Here is an 18,954-nt window from a genome sequence, read left to right as displayed (position 1 = left end):
GCACCCGTTGCGGCGGCCGCGTGCCGACGCTAACGAATAACGGAGCAAGACCATGCAACTGATTCTTCTGCAGAAAGTGACCAACCTGGGCGGCCTCGGCGACAAGGTCGACGTCAAGCCGGGCTATGGCCGCAACTACCTGGTGCCGCAGGGCAAGGCCGTGCCGGCCACCGCCGCCAACATCGCCGAGTTCGAAGCCAAGCGCGCCGAGTACGAAGCCAAGGCCAAGTCGATCCACGACGACGCCGAAGCCCGCGCCGCCAAGCTGGAAGCCGCCAGCGTGACCGTCAAGGCCAACGCGTCGACCGAAGGCAAGCTGTACGGCTCGGTCGGCCCCCGCGACATCGCCGAGGCCTTCACCGCCGCCGGCATGCCGCTGGAGAAGGGCGAAGTGGTGCTGGGCGAAGGCGCGTTCCGCAACATCGGCGAGTACGAGGTGCTGGTGCGCCTGCACGCCGACGTGGAAACCACGGTCAAGGTCGTGGTCGAAGCCGACGCCTGATCCCTGCGTCATCGCTGTACCGACACGGGCACCGCAAGGTGCCCGTGTCGTTTTTGCCGACCGGCGCCGCCCTCGGCGGGCCATGCGGCCCTGGTCGGGCGCGGCCGGCGCAAGACCCGTCGGCTGCGAGTGCGACCGCCGTCGCATCACCGCCGCCCGGCGCAGGCCGCCCCAGTGCCGCGCGGGGGCCGCTATACTCAGCGACTCGTGTCCGATGTCGGCCCGGCGGTGTAGCCGCATCAATGGGTTGGACGCAGGACCTCACCTGGATCTTCATTAGCGGCAGCGCAGCTCGGAATGCCGGCGGCGTCTGCCATGGATTGCCCGCACCATGCGCCTGTCGACCATCAAGCTGTCCGGCTTCAAGTCCTTCGTCGATCCGACCACGCTGCACCTGCCGACCAACATGACCGGCATCGTCGGTCCGAACGGCTGCGGCAAGTCGAACATCATCGACGCGGTGCGCTGGGTGATGGGCGAAAGCTCGGCCAGCCGGCTGCGCGGCGATTCGCTGACCGACGTGATCTTCTCCGGGTCCTCGGCGCGCAAGCCGGTGTCGCAGGCCACGGTGGAGCTGATCTTCGACAACACCGACCACACCATCGCCGGCGAGTACGCCTCGTTCAACGAGATCTCGGTCAAGCGCCAGGTCAGCCGCGACGGCAGCAGCAGCTATTACCTCAACGGCACCAAGTGCCGGCGCCGCGACATCACCGATCTGTTCCTGGGCACCGGCCTGGGCCCGCGCAGCTACTCGATCATCGAGCAGGGCATGATCAGCCAGATCATCGAGGCGCGCCCGGAAGACCTGCGCGTGTACCTGGAAGAGGCCGCCGGCATCTCCAAGTACAAGGAGCGGCGCAAGGAGACCGAGACCCGCATCCGCCACACCCGCGAGAACCTGGAGCGCCTGGGCGACCTGCGCGAGGAGATCGGCAAGCAGCTCGAGCACCTCAAGCGGCAGGCGCGGCAGGCCGAGCAGTACCAGGCGCTGCAGGAAGAGCGGCGGATCAAGGACGCGCAGTGGAAGGCGCTGGAATACCGCGGCCTGGACGGGCGCCTGCAGGGCCTGCGCGAGGCGCTGGGCCAGGAAGAGACCCGCCTGCAGCAGCTGATCGCCGAGCAGCGCGATGCCGAGGCGCGCATCGAGACCGGCCGCGTGCGTCGCGAGGAGGCCGCCGAAGCGCTGAGCACCGCGCAGGCCGAGGTCTACAAGGTCGGCAGCACGCTGGCCCGGATCGAACAGCAGATCCAGCACCAGCGCGACCTGTCGCAGCGCCTGCACAAGGCGCGCGACGAGGCGCAGCTGGCGCTGGCCGAACTCGGCCAGCACATCGGCACCGACGAGGCCAAGCTGGCGCTGTTGCGCGAATCGGTCGACGTGGCCGGCCCGCAGCTGGAGCAGCTGCAGGAGGACAACGAATACAAGCAGGAAGCGCTGCGCGAGGCCGAGGCACGCCTGGCCGACTGGCAGCAGCGCTGGGAATCGCACCAGCGCAATACCGCCGAAGCCTCGCGCGCCGGCGAAGTGGAGCGCACCCGCGTCGATTACCTGGACCGGCAGTCGCTGGAGGCCGAGCGCCGCCGCGAGGCGCTGGTGGCAGAGCGCGCCGGGCTGGACCTGGACGCGCTGGCCGAGGCGTTCGCGCAACTGGAACTGCAGCACGAGACCCAGCGCGCCGCGCTGGACGGCCTGAACGAGCAGGTCGAGGCGCGCAAGCAGGCGGTCGCGGCGCTGCAGGACCAGCAGCGCACCGCCCAGGCCGAACTGGCCGACGTGCGCAAGCAGGCGCAGGCCGCGCGGGGCCGGCTGTCGTCGCTGGAGACCCTGCAGCAGGCCGCGCTCGGCCAGGAGCAGGGTGCGGCGGTGGCCTGGCTGCAGGCGCGCGGGCTGGATTCGGCGGCGCGCGTCGGCGAGCGGCTCAGCGTGGAGAGCGGCTGGGAGAACGCGGTCGAAGGCGCGCTCGGGCAGTTGATCGAAGGCGTGCTGGTGGAGGCGCCGGAAACCCTGGTCGACGCCCTTGGCGAACTCGGCGAAGGCCGCATCGCCCTGGTCAGCGGCGCCGAGGCGGCCGAGACCTTCGCGCCGACCTCGCTCGCGGCCAAGGTGCAGGGGCCGATCGCGATCCGCCGGCTGCTGGCGCGGCTGCACGCGGCCGAGGATTTGACTGCGGCACGGGCGCTGCTGCCGCAACTGGGCGAGGGCGATTCCATCGTCACCCGCGATGGCGCGCGCCTGGGCCAGGGTTGGCTGCGGGTGTCGCGCTCCGGCGCGGCCAAGCAGGGCGCACTGCTGCGTGAGCGCGAGATCCAGAGCCTGCGCGGCCAGATCGAGACCTTGCAGGAGCGCGAGGCCGACCTCGAACACCGCCTCGGCGAGATGCGCGCGCAGTTGCTGGCCGGCGAGCAGCAGCGCGAGGACGCGCAGCGCCAGCTGTACCAGGCGCACCGCAGCGTGTCGGAACTGGCCGGGCAGTTGCAGAGCCAGCAGGGCAAGGTCGACGCCGCTCGCACCCGCATCGAGCGCATCGAGCTGGAGGTCGCGCAACTGCTGGAAACCCTGGACAGCAGCCGCGAGCAGGCGCGCGAGGCGCGTTCCAAGCTGGAAGACGCGGTCACCAGCATGGGCGACCTGGAGTCGGTGCGGCATGCGCTGGAAAGCGAGCGCCGCCAGCTGACCGAGGCCCGCGACCTGGCCCGCGACGCCGCGCGGCGGGTGCGCGAGGCCTCGCACGCCCTGGCGCTGACCCTGGAATCGCAGCGCACCCAGATCGCCTCGCTGAGCCAGGCGCTGGAGCGCATGGGCAACCAGCGCGGACAGCTGGACGCGCGCCTGGGCGAACTCAGCGCACAACTGAACGAGGGCGACTCGCCGGTGCTGGCGCTGGAGGCCGAACACCAGGCCGCGCTGAGCGAGCGCGTGCGCACCGACCGCGCGCTCGGCGAGGCGCGCGCGCTGCTGGACGGCATCGACAACGAATTGCGCGCGCTCGAGCAGACCCGCCAGCAGCGCGACGAACAGGCACTGGCCCAGCGCGAACGCATCGCCCAGCGCCGGCTCGACCAGCAGGCGCTGGTGCTCAGCGCCGAGCAGCTGTCGGCGGCGGTGGTCAAGGCCGGCTTCGTGCTCGAAGACGTGATCAACGGCCTGCCCGAACACGCCGACCCGGCCGAATGGGAGCAGGCGGTGCAGCAGATCGATGGGCGCATGCGCCGGCTGGAGCCGGTCAACCTGGCGGCGATCAGCGAGTACGGCGAGGCCGCGCAGCGCGCCGAGTACCTGGAAGCGCAGGACGTCGACCTGAACACCGCGCTGGAGACCCTGGAAGACGCCATCCGCAAGATCGACCGCGAGACCCGCGGCCGCTTCAAGGACACCTTCGACCGGGTCAACTCCGGCGTGCAGGCGCTGTATCCGCGCCTGTTCGGCGGCGGCCACGCCTACCTGGAGCTGACCGGCGAGGACCTGCTGGACACCGGCGTGGCGATCATGGCGCGGCCCCCGGGCAAGCGCGTGTCCAGCATCTCGCTGCTGTCCGGTGGCGAGAAGGCGATGACCGCGGTTGCCCTGGTGTTCGCGATCTTCCAGCTCAACCCGGCGCCGTTCTGCCTGCTCGACGAGGTGGACGCGCCGCTGGACGAGGCCAACGTCGGCCGCCTGGCGGCGATGGTCAAGGAAATGAGCGAGAAAGTGCAGTTCCTGTTCGTCAGCCACAACAAGGCGACGATGGAGGCGGCGCATCAGCTCAGTGGCGTCACCATGCGCGAGCCCGGCGTCAGCCGCCTGGTCAGCGTGGACCTCGAGGAGGCCGCGCGTTTGGCGGGCGCGGCCTGACGTGACATGCTAAAGGACGTGATGCGCGTCGAGGCCTGGTTCCCGCGTTGGCGGACCCGATGCGCACCCAGCAGTTGTTTTCCCCCTGTGTACCCTTGCCGGAGTAACCCCTGAATGTCCGACATGGCAATGCTACGCATCGGCATCCTCGCCGCCGGCTTGCTGTTGATTGCGGCGATCTTCCTGTTCGGCCGCCCGAAGAAACCGAGCCAGGGCCGGCGCGTGGAGCCGGCCGATCCGGCCGCGCCGCGCCGCGAACCCTCGCTGGGCGACGCCGCCCCGGCCGCCGGCGATGACGCGCTGGTCGCGCCCGGCGCGGACGGCGAAGCACACCAGCCCGACCTGGGCCTGCCTGCGGCGGAGGCGCCCGGCGCCGACCTCGGCAAGCGGCCGAGCCAGGATTTCGACAAGATCGTCTCGCTGTACGTCGCCGCCCGCGCCGGTCAGGTACTGCGCGGCGAGGACATCGTGGTGGCCGCGGAGAAGACCGGCCTGACCTTCGGCCACATGAACGTGTTCCACCGCCTGGTGGAAGGGCATCCCGAGCGCGGCCCGATCTTCAGCATGGCCAGCATCATGAAGCCGGGCAGCTTCGACATGGCGCACATCCGTGAGATGGAGACCCCGGCGATCGCCTTCTTCCTGACCCTGCCGGCGCCGCTGACCGCGCTCGATGCCTGGGAGAAGATGCTGCCGACCGTGCAGCGCATGGGCGAACTGCTCGACGGCGTGGTCCTGGACGACAGCCGCAATGCCCTCGGACGCCAGCGCATCGCCCACATTCGCGACGACCTGCGCGCCTACGACCGCCAGCACCAGGCGCCGCCATTGACGAAGGCGCCGCGCTGGTGAGCGCCGCGCCGGTGGCGCGGCGCCGGGATTGGATAGTCGGGATTGGGGATTCGTAAAAGCGAGTTCCTGGTGCTGGTTCCCCCGCGTGCCTTTCCCTTCTCCCTTCGGGAGAAGGTGCCCCGAAGGGGCGGATGAGGGTACGACCGCCGCCGACGCCAGAAGCCTGACTTTGGCTCTCGCGAATCCCCAATTCTCATCTCCGAATTCCTGCTCCCCACTCCTGGCGCGCTGGCGCCAGAACTAGCGAATCGTGTTGATGGGGAACGAGAAGGCCAGAGCAAAACCAGCCAAGCTTCAGCGACGCCGCAGCCCCGCTTTTACGAATCCCCAATCCCGACTCCCCAATCCCAGGCGCGCGCTATTTGCGCGCCTTCCCAAACGCCTCCCGAAACCGCAGCATCTCCGCCTCCGTGCCGACGGTGACGCGCACCAGTTTCGGCCAGATCGGCCAGCTGCGGCCGACGATCACGCCTTGCTTGGCCATCGCCGCGGCGAACGCGGCGCCGTCGCGCTTGACGTCGACCATGAAGCAGTTGGCCTGCGACGGCAGGCACTTGTAGCCCTTGCTCTGCAGCCAGGCGATGGTGGCGTCGCGGATGCGCGCGTTCTCGGCGCGGCGGGTCGGCACCAGTTGCAGGTCCTGCAGGCTGGCGATGCCGGCGGCCAGCGCAGGCACCGACACCGGATTCTGGCCGAACGTGGCCAGCCTGGTCTGCAGCCCCGGCGCGGCCACTGCCAGGCCCAGGCGCAGCCCGGCCATGCCGTACAGCTTGGAGAAGGTGCGCAGCACCAGCAGGTCCTGGCGCTGGCCGATCAGGTCGATCACCGACGGCTCGTCGCTGTAGTGCAGGTAGGCCTCGTCGACCAGCAGCACGCTGGAGGCCGGCTTGTTGGCCAGCAGCCATTCGATGTCGGCGCGCTTGGTGATCGAGCCGGTCGGGTTATTGGGATTGCACAGGTAGATCAGGCCGGCATTCGGATCGGCGCTGGCCATGGCCTTGACGTCGTGCGCGCCGTCGGCGCGCAGCGGCACCCGCCGTACCGGCGCGCCGTGCGCGGCGGCCACATCGGCCACCGCCTCGAAGGTCGGATCGGCCACCACCACGCCGGCGCGCGGCGAGGTGAAGGCGCGCGCGGCGCGCGCGAGCGGCTCGCTGGAGCCCGGATACACGGCGACGTGGTCGGCCGGCAGGCGCTGCTGGCCGACGAAGGCGGCGCTCAGCTCGTCGGACAGCTCGAACAGGTAGCGGCCGCTGCGCGGCAGGATCGCCTGTGCCGCGGCCAGCGCCGCGGGCGAAGGGCCCAGCGGGCATTCGTTGAAGTTCAGGTACACCGTGCCGGTTGCTGGCACTACGCCAGGTGTTGCCGCTGCAGTGTCGGCGGCCTTGCGCCGCGCCGCCTCGGCGACGGGCGCCAGGCCCACGGCGCCGAGCGCCAGACCGGAGGTAGCCAGGGACAGGAAGGAACGGCGCGAGACCGGTAGCGACACGTAGCTCTCCAGAGCGGGCGGGGGATGTCACGTTAACGAGGTGTTAATGGTGGGGCAAGGGAGTGAGGGGCCGGGATTCGGGATTTGGGATTTCGGGATGGGCTTGAGGCCGGGATTGAGGATTGGGGATTGGGAAAAGCCGGGTGGTGACGTCGATGGCGCTGCGCGCCCCGTACCCTCACCCCAACCCCTCTCCCGGCGGGAGAGGGGCTTTGGCTTCTCCCTTCTCCCCTTGGGAGAAGGTGCCCCGCAGGGGCGGATGAGGGTACGACCGCCAACAACGCGAGAAGTCCGAGCTTGGGCTCTTGCGAATCCCCACTCCCGAATCGCCAATCTCGGCCATCAAGCGAATCCCCACTCCCGAATCGCCAATCTCGGCCGTCAAGCGAATCCCCAATCCCAAATCGCCAATCCCAGCCGTCAAGCCAATCCCCAATCCCGACTCCCCAATCCCGCCTTCAAGCTACTATCGCCCCCCTCTCCGTTACCCCCATTTCCGCTGCGCATGACCGCAACTCCCGATCCCCAGCAGCGTGCCGCCGACCTGCGCCAGCGCATCGACGACGCCAATCACCGCTACTACGTGCTCGACGACAATACGATTCCCGATGCCGAGTACGACGCGCTGATGCGCGAGCTGGAGGCGCTGGAAGCCGCGCACCCGGAGCTGGCCAGCGCGGACTCGCCGACGCGCAAGGTCGGTGCGCGGCCGGACGGCGGCTTCCCGGAAGTGCGCCATGCGATCCCGATGCTGTCGCTGGCCAATGCCTTCGAAACGCCTGGCGTGGCCGAGGACGCCGACGATCGCACGCGCTTCGCCGAGGTCGCCGATTTCGAGCGCCGCATCGAGCGCGAACTGGACTTGGCCGCGCCGGTGTTCTCGGTGGAGCCGAAGCTGGACGGCCTGGCGATCAGCCTGCGCTACGAGGATGGCGTGTTCGTGCAGGGCGCCACCCGCGGCGACGGCAGCACCGGCGAGGACGTCACCGCCAACCTGCGCCAGGTGCGTTCGGTGCCGCTGAAGCTGCGCGACCTCGGCGCGCCGCCGCCGGCGGTGCTGGAGGTGCGCGGCGAGATCTACATGCCGCGCGCCGCCTTCGCCGCCTGGAACGCGCAGGCGCTGGAGCGCAACGAGAAGCTGCTGGCCAACCCGCGCAATGGCGCCGCCGGCTCGCTGCGCCAGCTCGATCCAGCGGTCACCCGGCGCCGGCCGCTGGCGTTCTTCGCCTACTCGGTGGGCGAGGTGCGCGGCCTGGAACTGCCCGAAACCCACTCGCAGACCCTGCAACTGCTGCGCGACTACGGCTTCCCCGTCGCCCCGGAGGCGGACACCGCCACCGGCTTCGATGGCCTGATCGCCTATTTCCGCCGCATCGGCGCCGCCCGCGATACCTTGCCGTACGACATCGACGGCGTGGTCTACAAGCTCGACGACTACGACCAGCAACAGGCGATGGGCTTCGTCTCGCGCGCGCCGCGCTGGGCGCTGGCGCACAAGTTCCCGGCGCAGGAGCAGTCCACCGTGCTGCGTGCGATCGAGGTGCAGATCGGCCGCACCGGCGCGGTCACCCCGGTGGCGCGGCTGGAGCCGGTGCAGGTCGCTGGCGTCACCGTCACCAACGCCACCTTGCACAACGCCGACCAGATCGCGCGGCTGGACGTGCGCGAGGGCGATACCGTGATCGTGCGCCGCGCCGGCGACGTGATCCCGGAGGTCGTGCGGGTGATCGAGGAACGGCGTCCGCCCGGCACCGTGCCGTGGACGATGCCGGCGGCGTGTCCGGTGTGCGGCTCGGAACTGGTCAAGGAGGAGGACGCGGTGGCCTGGCGCTGCAGCGGTGGCCTGGCCTGCGCCGCGCAGCGCAAGGAAGCCTTGCGTCACTTCGCCTCGCGCCGCGCGCTGGACATCGAAGGCCTGGGCGAGCGCCAGGCCGATGCCCTGGTCGAGTTCGGTTTCGTGCAGTCGCTGGCCGACCTGTACGCGTTGAGCGTGGAGGACCTGGTGCGGATGAAGGCCGCGCTGGACGCGGCCACCGCCGCCGACCTGCTGCAGGCGGTGGAGGACAGCAAGGGCGCGCTGGCGCTGGACGCGGCCGGACGCGCCGCGTTGGAGGACGAGACCACGTCGTGGCGGCGCGCCGACTTCCTGCGCGCGCACCTGTCGGTGGACCTGAGCGGCAAGCTGGCGACCAAGTGGGCCGAGAACCTGGTCGCCGGCATCGACGCCAGCCGCGCCACCACGCTGCCGCGCTTCCTGTTCGCGCTGGGCATTCCGCACCTGGGCGAAACCACGGCCAAGGCGCTGGCCTACTGGCTGGGCTCGCTGGCGTTCGTGCGCAGCACCCCGGCGGTGCTGCTGCAGGCCTTGCCGGACATCGGCGGCGAAGTGGCGCGCTCGATCGCGACCTTCTTCGAGCAGCCCGGCAACGCCGCGGTGGTCGATGCGCTGATCGATGCCGGTATCGGCTTCTCCGACGAGGGCAAGCCGCCGGCGGAACTGCGCGAGCGCCTGGATCTGGCGCATCTGCTCGGCACGCTGCCGGTGGACAAGCTCGGCGGCAAGAGTGCGCAGCGTCTGGCCGCCACCTACGGCACCCTCGACGCGCTGCTGCGCGCCAACGAAAGCGGCTGGACCGGGGCGGGCCTGTCCACGGCCGGTGCCGCCAACCTGGCCGCGTATCTGGCCGATCCGGCACAGAAGCAGGCGCTGTTGGACGCCGAGGCGGCGATGCAACGCCTGCTCGATGCCGCGCCGGCGCAGACGCAGCGTCGCGCCGGCCCGCTGGATGGGCAGACCGTGGTGTTGACCGGCACCCTGACCGCGCTGACCCGCGACGAGGCCAAGGCGCAACTGGAGGCGCTGGGCGCCAAGGTCGCCGGCAGCGTGTCGAAGAAGACCGCCTTCGTGGTCGCCGGCGAGGCCGCCGGCTCCAAGCTCGACAAGGCGCAGGAGTTGGGCGTGGCGGTGTGGGACGAGGCGCAGTTGCTGGCGTTCCTGCAGTCGCAGGGGCAGGGCGCATGAGTGCGCTTGGCACCACGCAGGAGGAACTGCGCTGGCGCACTGCCGGCGCGGCCGATCAGCCGGCCCTGCTGGCGATGCTGCAGGCGTTCTACGCCGAAGACGGTATCGCCTTCGATGCCGAGCGCGTAGCGCGCGGCCTGCAGGCGCTGCTGACGCAGCCGGCACTGGGCGAGGCGCTGCTGTGGCTGGCGCCGGACGGCGCGGTGGTCGGCTATGCGCTGATCACCGCCTGTTTCAGCGTCGAACTGGGCGGGCGCTATCTGCTGCTCGACGAGTTGTACCTGGGCCCGGCCGCACGCGGCCGCGGCTGGGGTCGGCGCGCGGTGGCGCTGGTCGAGGCGCGCGCCCGCGCGCTGGGCGTGGACGTGCTGCGGATGGAGGTCAATCACCACAACGCCGCCGCCAAGCGCCTGTACCTGGGCCTGGGCTACCGCGACGACGCGCGCGACCAACTGAGCCGCCGGCTCGACACGGCGCGCTGATGGACCTACTGGCAACTCTCCAGTTGCGCGCCCGGCTCAATGCCGCTATCCGCGGCTTCTTCGCCGCGCGCGGCGTGCTGGAAGTGGAGACGCCGATGCTGTCGGCGGCCGGCAACACCGAGCCGAACATCGACAGCTTCCAGACCCGTTTCAGCGGCCACGTCGACGCCGGTCCGGCGCTGCGTTGGCTGCGCACCTCGCCCGAGTACCCGCTGAAGCGGCTGCTCGCCGCCGGCATCGGCGACTGCTACGAACTGGGGCGGGTGTTCCGCAACGGCGAGGCCGGCGGCCGTCACAATCCCGAGTTCACCATGCTCGAGTGGTACCGGGTCGGCTGGGATCACGGGCAGTTGATCGAGGAGACCGTGGAGTTGGTGCGCACCGCGCTGGCCCTGGTCGAACGCAGCGCCACGCTGCAGGTGCTCAGCTACCGCGAGCTGTTTCAGCAGGGGCTGGGCCTGGATCCATTCACTGCGCCATTGGAGGCGCTGCAGCAGCCGCTACGCGATATCCGCATCGATGGCGACGGTCTGGGCCGCGACGACTGGCTGGACCTGCTGATGACCCACTGCCTGCAGCCGGGGTTCCCGGCCGACCGCCTCACCGTGGTCCACGACTGGCCGGCCAGCCAGTGCGCGCTGGCGCGCATTCGCGATGGCGATCCGCCGGTGGCCGAGCGCTTCGAGCTGTACCTGGGCGGCTACGAACTGGCCAATGGCTACCACGAGCTCAACGATGCGGCCGAGCAGCGCCGGCGCTTCCTGCGCGACCATGCGCTGCGCCAGGCGCGCGGCGCAGTGCTGCCGCCGCTGGACGAACACCTGCTGCAGGCATTGCCTGCCTTGCCCGATTGCGCCGGCGTCGCGGTCGGCGTGGACCGGCTGCTGATGGCGATGCGCGGCACTGCGCAGATCGGCGAGGTGCTCGCCTACGATTTCGCGCATGCCTGAACGGGCCGTCACGAATCGCCGCGGCGCGTTGTTGCGTTGTCCACACCGATGATGGTTTGATCGGGCACGGCAAGCGCACGCTGCGCGCCAGCAGGTCTTCGTTGTTCAGGTTCTAGGCATAGGGGCAGAGCCAAGCATGAAGTGGGCGTACGGGCTCGGTGGCTGGTGTTGGCTGGGATTGGCGGCAAGCGCGTGGCCGATGCCATCGCCGGCGCAGACCGCCGACGCGTACGACGCCGCGGTGGTGCGCTGCGAGTCGCGCGACATGACCTGGGTGCACTGCCCGATGCCCACCGACCAGGGGGTGCAACTGGTGCGGCAGCTCTCCGACAACGACTGCATCCGCGGCAGCGAGTGGGGCTCCGACGCCACCGGCGTGTGGGTGACCCTGGGCTGTCGCGCCGAGTTCCGTCCGAATCCGGTTGAAGCGCCGCGCAGCGCGATGCGCCGCGTGTTGCGCTGCGAGTCCGACGGACGCCTCGAAAGCTGCCCGGTGATGCTGCGCGGGGCGCCGGTGCGGCTGATGCGGCAACTGTCGTCGGTGCCGTGCCGCGAGGAGCGCAGTTGGGGCGTGCGCCGCAACGAGATCTGGGTCGCGCGCGGTTGCCGCGGCGAGTTCGAGATCGGCGCCGCCGATGGCTCCGGCTTTCCCGCCGGCCCGCGGCCGGTGCTGTGCGAATCCAAGGGCAAGGCGCGGCGCCGCTGCGGCGTCAGCGTGCAGGAGCGTGTCGAACTGCGCCGACAATTGTCCGGCGCGCCCTGCGTGCAGGACGACAGCTGGGGCTGGGACCGCGACGGCATCTGGGTCGACAAGGGATGCCGCGCCGAGTTCGGCGTCAACTGAGCACGCCGGCGCGGTGGCGCGCCGTCCTCAATCCGCAATCGCCGGCGTTTACAATGGCGCGATGAACGCCGCCCTCGATATCGATTACGCCCGCTACGACCATATCCGCCCGATCCTGTGGACCGGCGACGCGCTGGAGCTGCTGGACCAGCGCAAGCTGCCGTTCGCGGTCGAACACGTGCGCTGCACCGACAGCGACCAGGTCGCCGCGGCGATCCACGCCCTGGCCGTGCGCGGCGCGCCGGCGATCGGCATCGCTGCCGGCTGGGGCACGGTGCTGGCCGCACGCGAGGTGCAGGCCGAGGACGGCGCCGAGGCGCTGCTGAAGCTGGAGCCGGCCCTGCAGCGGCTCAATGCCGCGCGCCCGACCGCGGTCAACCTGGCCTGGGCGCTGGCGCGCATGCGCGGCGCGCTGGGCGCGGCCGGCAGCGACTGGCAGTCCGTGCTGGAGCGCGAGGCGCAGGCGATCGCCGAAGAGGACCTGGCCGCCAACCGGCACATGGGCGCGCTCGGTGCCGGCCTGATCGTGCCGGGCAGCGGCGTGCTGACCCATTGCAACACCGGCTCGCTGGCCACCGCCGGCTTCGGCACCGCGCTGGGCGTGATCCGCGCCGGCGTCGCCCAGCAGCGCATCGCCAAGGTGTTCGCTGGCGAGACCCGGCCCTGGCTGCAGGGCGCGCGGCTGACCGTGTGGGAACTGCAGCAGGACGGCATCGATGCGACCCTGATCGCCGATTCGGCGGCTTCGCACCTGATGAAGACCGGGGCGGTGCAGTGGGTGATCGTCGGCGCCGACCGCATCTGCGCCAATGGCGACACCGCCAACAAGATCGGCACCTACCAGCTGGCGATCGCCGCGCGCCATCACGGCGTCAAATTCATGGTGGTGGCGCCGTCGTCCACCGTGGACATGGACACCGCCGACGGCGCGCAGATCGAGATCGAGCAGCGCGACCCGGGCGAACTGTTCGGCGTCGGCGGCACGCGCACCGTGGCCGACGGCATCGCCGCCTGGAACCCGGTGTTCGACGTGACCCCGGCGGCGCTGATCGATGCCATCGTCACCGAGCGCGGGGTGATCGAGCAGCCGGACCCGGCACGCATGCGCGCCGCCTTCGGCGGCTGAGTTCCAGGGGGGCGCCGCCGCGCCCGGCAGAGGCTGCCGATGGCGCGCAAGTGCTTGTTCGCGCCGGCAAAAACCGGGCAATCGGGCGCCCGTCATGCTAGAATCCGGCGGTTCGATCGACCGCCGTGCGCCCTAGGCGTGCGGCCGCGGCGGACCCGCCTGTCGCGGGCCCGCGTGGTGGTCGATCCGCCACCAGACTTACGGAACCCGAATGGCAGAATCCGCCAAGGAAATCATCCAGGTCAACCTGGAAGACGAGATGCGCAAGAGCTACCTCGATTACGCCATGAGCGTGATCGTGGGGCGTGCCCTCCCGGATGCGCGCGACGGCCTCAAGCCGGTGCATCGCCGCGTGTTGTTCGCGATGAACGAGTTGGGCGCGCACAGCAACAAGCCCTACTACAAGTCGGCGCGTATCGTCGGCGACGTCATCGGTAAGTACCACCCGCACGGCGACCAGTCGGTGTACGACACGCTGGTGCGCATGGCGCAGCCGTTCTCGCTGCGCTACCTGATGGTGGACGGGCAGGGTAACTTCGGTTCGGTCGACGGCGACTCCGCGGCGGCGATGCGTTACACCGAGGCGCGCATGTCGCGGCTCGCGCACGAGATGATGGCCGACATCGACAAGGAAACCGTCGATTTCCAGCCCAACTACGACGAGAAGGAACAGGAACCGTCGGTGATGCCGACGCGCTTCCCGAGCCTGCTGGTCAACGGCTCGGCCGGTATCGCGGTGGGCATGGCCACCAACATCCCGCCGCACAACCTGACCGAGTCGATCAACGCCTGCCTGGCGCTGATCGACAACCCGCAGATCGACGTCGACGGGTTGATGGAGCACATTCCCGGCCCGGATTTCCCGACCGCCGGCATCATCAACGGCACCACCGGCATCGTCGCCGGCTACCGCACCGGCCGCGGCCGCGTGCGCATGCGCGCCAAGGCCGAGATCGAGATCCAGGACAACGGCCGCGAAGCGATCGTGGTCACCGAGATCCCGTACCAGGTCAACAAGGCGCGGCTGATCGAGAAGATCGCCGAGCTGGTCAAGGAAAAGAAGCTCGAAGGCATCAGTGAGCTGCGCGACGAGTCCGACAAGGACGGCATGCGCATCTACATCGAGGTCAAGCGCGGCGAAGCCGCCGACGTGGTGCTGAACAACCTGTACCAGCAGACCCAGATGGAGTCGGTGTTCGGCATCAACATGGTGGCGCTGGTCGACGGCCGCCCGCAGTTGATGAACCTCAAGCAGATGCTGGAGGCGTTCGTCCGCCACCGCCGCGAAGTGGTCACCCGCCGCACCATCTTCGAACTGCGCAAGGCGCGCGCCCGCGCGCACATCCTCGAAGGCCTGACCGTCGCGCTCGCCAACATCGACGAGATGATCGAGCTGATCAAGACCTCGGCGAATCCGAACGAAGCGCGCGAGCGCATGCTGGCCAAGACCTGGCAGCCGGGCCTGGTCGGTGCGCTGCTCAATGCGGCCGGCGCCGAGGCCTCGCGCCCGGAAGACCTGCCCAGCGGCGTCGGCCTGGTCGGCGGCGGCTACCAGCTGACCGAAGTGCAGGCCACGCAGATCCTGGAAATGCGCCTGCACCGCCTGACTGGCCTGGAGCAGGAGCGCCTGACCGAGGAATACAAGCAGCTGCTGGACGCCATCGCCGGGCTGATCCGCATCCTGGAAAACCCGGACGTGCTGCTGCAGGTGATCCGCGAGGAACTGGTCAACATCCGCGAGGAATACGGCGATGCGCGCCGTACCGAGATCCGCCACAGCGAAGAGGATCTGGACATCCTCGACCTGATCGCGCCGGAAGACGTGGTGGTGACCCTGTCGCATGCCGGCTACGCCAAGCGCCAGCCGGTCAGCGCCTACCGCGCGCAGCGCCGCGGCGGTCGCGGCCGCAGCGCGGCGGCGACCAAGGAAGAGGATTTCATCGATCAGCTGTGGCTGGTCAACACCCACGACACGCTGCTGACCTTCACCAGCAGCGGCAAGGTGTTCTGGCTGCCCGTGCACCAGTTGCCCGAGGCCGGGCCGAACGCGCGCGGCCGCCCGATCGTCAACTGGATTCCGCTGGAGAACGGCGAGCGCGTGCAGGCGGTGCTGCCGGTGCGCGAGTACGCCGAGGGCCGCTACGTGTTCTTCGCCACCCGCAACGGCATGGTCAAGAAGACCCCGCTTAGCGAGTTCGCGTTCCAGCGCAAGATCGGCAAGATCGCGATCAATCTGGACGAGGGCGACGCCCTGGTCGGCGTGGCACTCACCGACGGCGAGCGCGACGTGCTGCTGTTCGCCTCAAACGGCAAGACCGTGCGCTTCTCCGAACGGCCCAAGGACGACGAGGCCGATGATGCGGTCGTCGACGAGGCCGGTGCCGACGACGGCGCCGTGGCCGACGACGAGGCCGCGGGCGAGGAGGGCGACGACGCCCGTGGCGCGCGTCGCAAGAGCCGCGGCGGTGTCAAGCCGACCGGGCGCAGCAGCCGCGGCGTGCGCGGCATCCGCCTGGCCAAGAGCGAGTACGTGGTCAGCCTGATCGTGGCCGAGCCGGCCGTGGGCCAGGACGAGGACGCCGAGGACGTCGACGCCGCAGCGGACACCGAGGTCGATGCCGAGGCGCGCAACGGCGACGAGGCCGATGCCTACATCCTCACCGCGACCGAGAACGGCTACGGCAAGCGCACCCCGCTGGGCGAGTATCCGCGCAAGGGCCGCGGCACCCAGGGCGTCATCGGCATCCAGACCAGCGAGCGCAACGGCAAGTTGGTCGGTGCGGTGCTGCTGAGCACCCGCGACGAAGTGCTGCTGATCTCCGACGGCGGTACGCTGGTGCGGACCCGCGCCTCGGAAATCTCCCGCGTCGGCCGCAATACCCAGGGCGTGACCCTGATCCGCCTGTCCAAGGGCGAGAAGCTGCAGGCGGTCGAACGCCTGGATGGCTCGCTGGTCGAGGAGGACGTGCTGCCGGGCGAGGACGGCGTCGCCGAAGGCGCTGGCGAGGCGGCACCACCACAGGAGTGATCCGCTCCTGAGCGAACGACGACGCCGGCCTTGTGCCGGCGTCGTCGTTTTTAGGGATGGCCACCGCGACGATGCGGATGCACATGCCGTCGGGTCGTCGTCGCTCTCGACGACACAGGCCGCGTGATGCCCAGGTCGACGTTGGATCACGGGGACGACAAGGTTGCGTGTCAGCGTGTGTCAGCAGGAAACGCGCGGCATTCACCGGCCGCTTGGGATAAGGATGCGCGGCGCGCATGCGCCGCTGCCACGGCGGATGTTCCGCGTGGCCGTGTCCTGCAAGGAGTGGCAATGAACGAATTCGAACGAACGCAGCGTCGCGGCGGCTGGCCGCTGCGCCTGCTCGGCGGCGCCTGCGTGCTGATCGGCGTGGTGCTGGCGATCGGTGGCGCCTGGCTGCTGGCGATAGGCGGCTCCTGGTACTACCTGGTCGCCGGCCTCGGCCTGACGATCTCCGGCGTGCAGCTGTGGCGCGCGCGGCGCAATGGTGCGCTGTGGTTTGCGGCGACCTTCCTGCTCTCGCTGTTGTGGGCGGCATGGGAGTCGGGCGCCGACTACTGGCGCTGGGTGCCGCGCATGGGCCTGATGGTGTTCCTGGCGCTGCTGTTGGCGCTACTCCTGCCGCGGCTGGACCGGCCATTCTCGCGCACGCTGTCGCGCACGCTCGCCGCAGTGCTGGCGCTGGTGTTCGTCGGCGCGTTCGCGCTGGCGTTCCTGCCGTACGGCGTGACCGAGGCCGACGGCACGCTGGCGCATGCGGCCGGCATGGCCGCGGCGCTGGCGACCCCGCGCACCGGCGCGCAGCCGGCCGACGCGCCCGCCGATGCCGACTGGGCCGCCTACGGTCGCGACAATGCCGGCAGCCGCTACACGCCGCTGCGGCAGATCGCCCCGGGCAACGTGGCGCAGTTGCGCACCGCCTGGACCTTCCGCACCGGCGACTTGCCGGACAAGCGCTGGGGTGCGGAAACCACGCCGTTGAAGATCGGCGACAGCCTGTATCTGTGCAGTGCGCGCAACCAACTGATCGCGCTGGATGCGCGCAGCGGCCGCGAGCGCTGGCGCTACGATCCCAAGGTGGCCGACAAGGCGATCCCGTACACCGCCGCCTGCCGCGGCGTCAGCTATTACGCGGTGCCCGAGGCCGAGGCCGAGGCGACGGCGTCGACCGCGTGCCGCCATCGCATCATCGAAGGCACGCTGGACGGGCGCCTGATCGCGGTCGATGCCGCCGACGGCAAGCCCTGCGAGGACTTCGGCCAGCACGGCCAGGTCGACATCACCGTCGGCATGGGTTCCACGCCGCCCGGCTATGTGTCGATCAATTCGCCGCCGACCATCGTGCGCGGCGTGGTCGTCACCGGCCACCAGGTGCTGGATGGACAGATGCGCTACGAACCGTCCGGCGTGATCCAGGGCTTCGACGCGGTCACCGGCGCGCTGCGCTGGGCCTGGGACATGACCCATCCGGACTGGACCGGCGCGCCGCCGCCGGGGCAGACCTGGACCCGCGGCACGCCGAACATGTGGACCAGCGCCGCCGGCGATGAACGGCTCGGCTACGTGTACCTGCCGATGGGCAATTCCTCGGCCGATTACTGGAGCAGTTCGCGCACCCCGCAGGAGGATCGCTACGCGACCTCGCTGGTCGCGCTGGACGTCGCCACCGGCAAGCCGGTGTGGAACTTCCAGACCACCCACATCGACGTGTGGGACTACGACCTGGGTTCGCAGCCGACGTTGCTGGATTTCCCGCACGACGGCACGACCGTGCCGGCGGTGCTGCTGCCGAGCAAGCAGGGCGAGCTGTACGTGCTCGACCGGCGCACCGGCAAGCCGCTGGTCGGGGTCGAGGAACGTGCGGTGCCCGGCGGCGGCGTGGAACCGCAGCGCCGCGCCAGGACCCAGCCGTTCTCGCTGTATCACTCGCTGCGCAAGCGCGACCTGACCGAGCGCGACATGTGGGGCATGACCCCGATCGATCAGCTGGTGTGCCGCATCCAGTTCCGCAGCGCCAGCTACAAGGGTATCTACACGCCGCCCGAGGCCGATCGCCATTCGATCGAGTATCCCGGCTACAACGGCGGCTCTGACTGGGGCAGCGTGGCGGTGGACCCGCAGCGCGGGGTGATCGTCGCCAACTATAACGACATGCCCAACTACAACCGGCTGGTGCCGCGGGCCAAGGCCGACAAGTTGGGCTGGGCGCCGCGCGACCAGGTGCGCGGCGACAGCGGCGGTGCCGAGGGCGCGGGCGATCCGCAGGCGGGCACGCCGTACGCGATCAACGTCAACGCCGGCTGGCGCCTGCCGTTCACCGGGCTGCTGTGCAAGCAGCCGCCCTACGGCGGCATCCGTGCGATCGACCTGGCCAGCGGCAAGACCCTGTGGGACCGTCCGTTCGGCAGCGCGCGCGGCAATGGCCCGTTCGGCATCCACTCGGGATTGCCGATCGAGATCGGCACGCCCAACAACGGCGGCGCGGTGGTCAGCGCCAGCGGCCTGATCTTCATCGCCGCGGCCACCGACGACATGATCCGCGCGATCGATCTGGCCAGCGGCAAGACCCTGTGGCAGGCCAAGCTGCCGGCCGGCGGCCAGGCCACGCCCATGGTGTATGCGGTCGACGGTCGCGAGTATCTGGTCATCGTCGCCGCTGGCCATCATTTCATGGAGACCAAGCGCGGCGACGACGTGATCGCCTACGCGCTGCCGCCGGCAGGGTGATGCGGGCTGCCGCTGCGGGTCGCGATGCGGCTTCGCGGCGGCGGGACGCGGTGGGCGTGGGAAGGGCGTGTTCGGTCGCCTGCCGAGCCCGCGAGCA

General features: G+C 70.2%; 11 protein-coding genes. 10 read left to right on the top strand and 1 reads right to left on the bottom strand.

From position 1 onward, the window contains the following. Positions 1 to 52 precede the first annotated feature (52 nt). The 3 genes from rplI (at position 53) to zipA (ending at position 5,189) form a co-directional block, all read left to right on the top strand. The gene (rplI, locus tag PIQ37_RS00680) at positions 53 to 502 is read left to right on the top strand and encodes a 50S ribosomal protein L9 (protein ID WP_342071974.1); all 450 of its coding nucleotides are present in this window, start codon (positions 53 to 55) and stop codon (positions 500 to 502) included. 331 nt (positions 503 to 833) lie between these two features. Further along, the gene (gene smc / locus PIQ37_RS00675) at positions 834 to 4,337 is read left to right on the top strand and encodes a chromosome segregation protein SMC (RefSeq protein ID WP_342071973.1); all 3,504 of its coding nucleotides are present in this window, start codon (positions 834 to 836) and stop codon (positions 4,335 to 4,337) included. 114 nt (positions 4,338 to 4,451) lie between these two features. Continuing rightward, positions 4,452 to 5,189 carry a cell division protein ZipA gene (zipA, locus tag PIQ37_RS00670; RefSeq protein ID WP_152182579.1) on the top strand — a complete coding sequence of 246 codons (738 nt, stop codon included), beginning with the start codon at positions 4,452 to 4,454 and terminating at the stop codon, positions 5,187 to 5,189. A gap of 358 nt (positions 5,190 to 5,547) precedes the next feature. Here the strand turns inward: zipA and PIQ37_RS00665 are convergent, their stop codons facing one another. Next, positions 5,548 to 6,678, bottom strand: coding sequence for a pyridoxal phosphate-dependent aminotransferase (locus PIQ37_RS00665; protein WP_342071972.1), 1,131 nt, complete (start codon positions 6,676 to 6,678; stop codon positions 5,548 to 5,550). Between the two features lie 505 nt (positions 6,679 to 7,183). Here PIQ37_RS00665 and ligA point away from each other — a divergent pair. From ligA to PIQ37_RS00630, 7 genes are all read left to right on the top strand, one after another. Next, positions 7,184 to 9,700, top strand: a complete 2,517-nt coding sequence (ligA, locus tag PIQ37_RS00660) for an NAD-dependent DNA ligase LigA (protein ID WP_342071971.1) — start codon at positions 7,184 to 7,186, stop codon at positions 9,698 to 9,700. Further along, on the top strand, positions 9,697 to 10,182 hold the full coding sequence (locus tag PIQ37_RS00655; protein ID WP_342071970.1) for a GNAT family N-acetyltransferase: 486 nt from the start codon (positions 9,697 to 9,699) through the stop codon (positions 10,180 to 10,182). The genes ligA and PIQ37_RS00655 overlap by 4 nt, the downstream gene beginning before the upstream one ends. Further along, on the top strand, positions 10,182 to 11,132 hold the full coding sequence (epmA, locus tag PIQ37_RS00650; protein WP_342071969.1) for an EF-P lysine aminoacylase EpmA: 951 nt from the start codon (positions 10,182 to 10,184) through the stop codon (positions 11,130 to 11,132). The genes PIQ37_RS00655 and epmA overlap by 1 nt, the downstream gene beginning before the upstream one ends. 136 nt (positions 11,133 to 11,268) lie before the next feature. Further along, positions 11,269 to 11,976 carry a DUF3011 domain-containing protein gene (locus PIQ37_RS00645; protein WP_407136315.1) on the top strand — a complete coding sequence of 236 codons (708 nt, stop codon included), beginning with the start codon at positions 11,269 to 11,271 and terminating at the stop codon, positions 11,974 to 11,976. 61 nt (positions 11,977 to 12,037) lie between these two features. Continuing rightward, positions 12,038 to 13,102: an S-methyl-5-thioribose-1-phosphate isomerase gene (mtnA, locus tag PIQ37_RS00640; RefSeq protein ID WP_342071968.1), complete on the top strand. Its 1,065-nt coding sequence runs from the start codon at positions 12,038 to 12,040 to the stop codon at positions 13,100 to 13,102. Between the two features lie 211 nt (positions 13,103 to 13,313). Beyond that, positions 13,314 to 16,130 (top strand): DNA gyrase subunit A, encoded by a 2,817-nt coding sequence (gene gyrA / locus PIQ37_RS00635; protein ID WP_342071967.1) that lies wholly within the window; start codon positions 13,314 to 13,316, stop codon positions 16,128 to 16,130. Positions 16,131 to 16,421: 291 nt separating this feature from the next. Continuing rightward, positions 16,422 to 18,857: a membrane-bound PQQ-dependent dehydrogenase, glucose/quinate/shikimate family gene (locus PIQ37_RS00630; RefSeq protein ID WP_342071966.1), complete on the top strand. Its 2,436-nt coding sequence runs from the start codon at positions 16,422 to 16,424 to the stop codon at positions 18,855 to 18,857. Positions 18,858 to 18,954 lie beyond the last annotated feature (97 nt).

This window comes from Xanthomonas protegens, from assembly GCF_038442435.1.
In the GTDB taxonomy this organism is placed as follows: domain Bacteria; phylum Pseudomonadota; class Gammaproteobacteria; order Xanthomonadales; family Xanthomonadaceae; genus Xanthomonas_A; species Xanthomonas_A sontii.
Note: the sequence above shows the minus strand (reverse complement) of the source record. Positions and strands in the feature narration are given on the sequence as shown.

Coding starts and splice junctions, on each gene's coding strand:
- PIQ37_RS00630 (WP_342071966.1), top strand. CDS start 16,422: ATGAACGAATTCGAACGAACGCAGCGTCGCGGCGGCTGGCCGCTGCGC.
- PIQ37_RS00655 (WP_342071970.1), top strand. CDS start 9,697: ATGAGTGCGCTTGGCACCACGCAGGAGGAACTGCGCTGGCGCACTGCC.
- zipA (WP_152182579.1), top strand. CDS start 4,452: ATGTCCGACATGGCAATGCTACGCATCGGCATCCTCGCCGCCGGCTTG.
- mtnA (WP_342071968.1), top strand. CDS start 12,038: ATGAACGCCGCCCTCGATATCGATTACGCCCGCTACGACCATATCCGC.
- gyrA (WP_342071967.1), top strand. CDS start 13,314: ATGGCAGAATCCGCCAAGGAAATCATCCAGGTCAACCTGGAAGACGAG.
- smc (WP_342071973.1), top strand. CDS start 834: ATGCGCCTGTCGACCATCAAGCTGTCCGGCTTCAAGTCCTTCGTCGAT.
- PIQ37_RS00645 (WP_407136315.1), top strand. CDS start 11,269: ATGAAGTGGGCGTACGGGCTCGGTGGCTGGTGTTGGCTGGGATTGGCG.
- ligA (WP_342071971.1), top strand. CDS start 7,184: ATGACCGCAACTCCCGATCCCCAGCAGCGTGCCGCCGACCTGCGCCAG.
- rplI (WP_342071974.1), top strand. CDS start 53: ATGCAACTGATTCTTCTGCAGAAAGTGACCAACCTGGGCGGCCTCGGC.
- epmA (WP_342071969.1), top strand. CDS start 10,182: ATGGACCTACTGGCAACTCTCCAGTTGCGCGCCCGGCTCAATGCCGCT.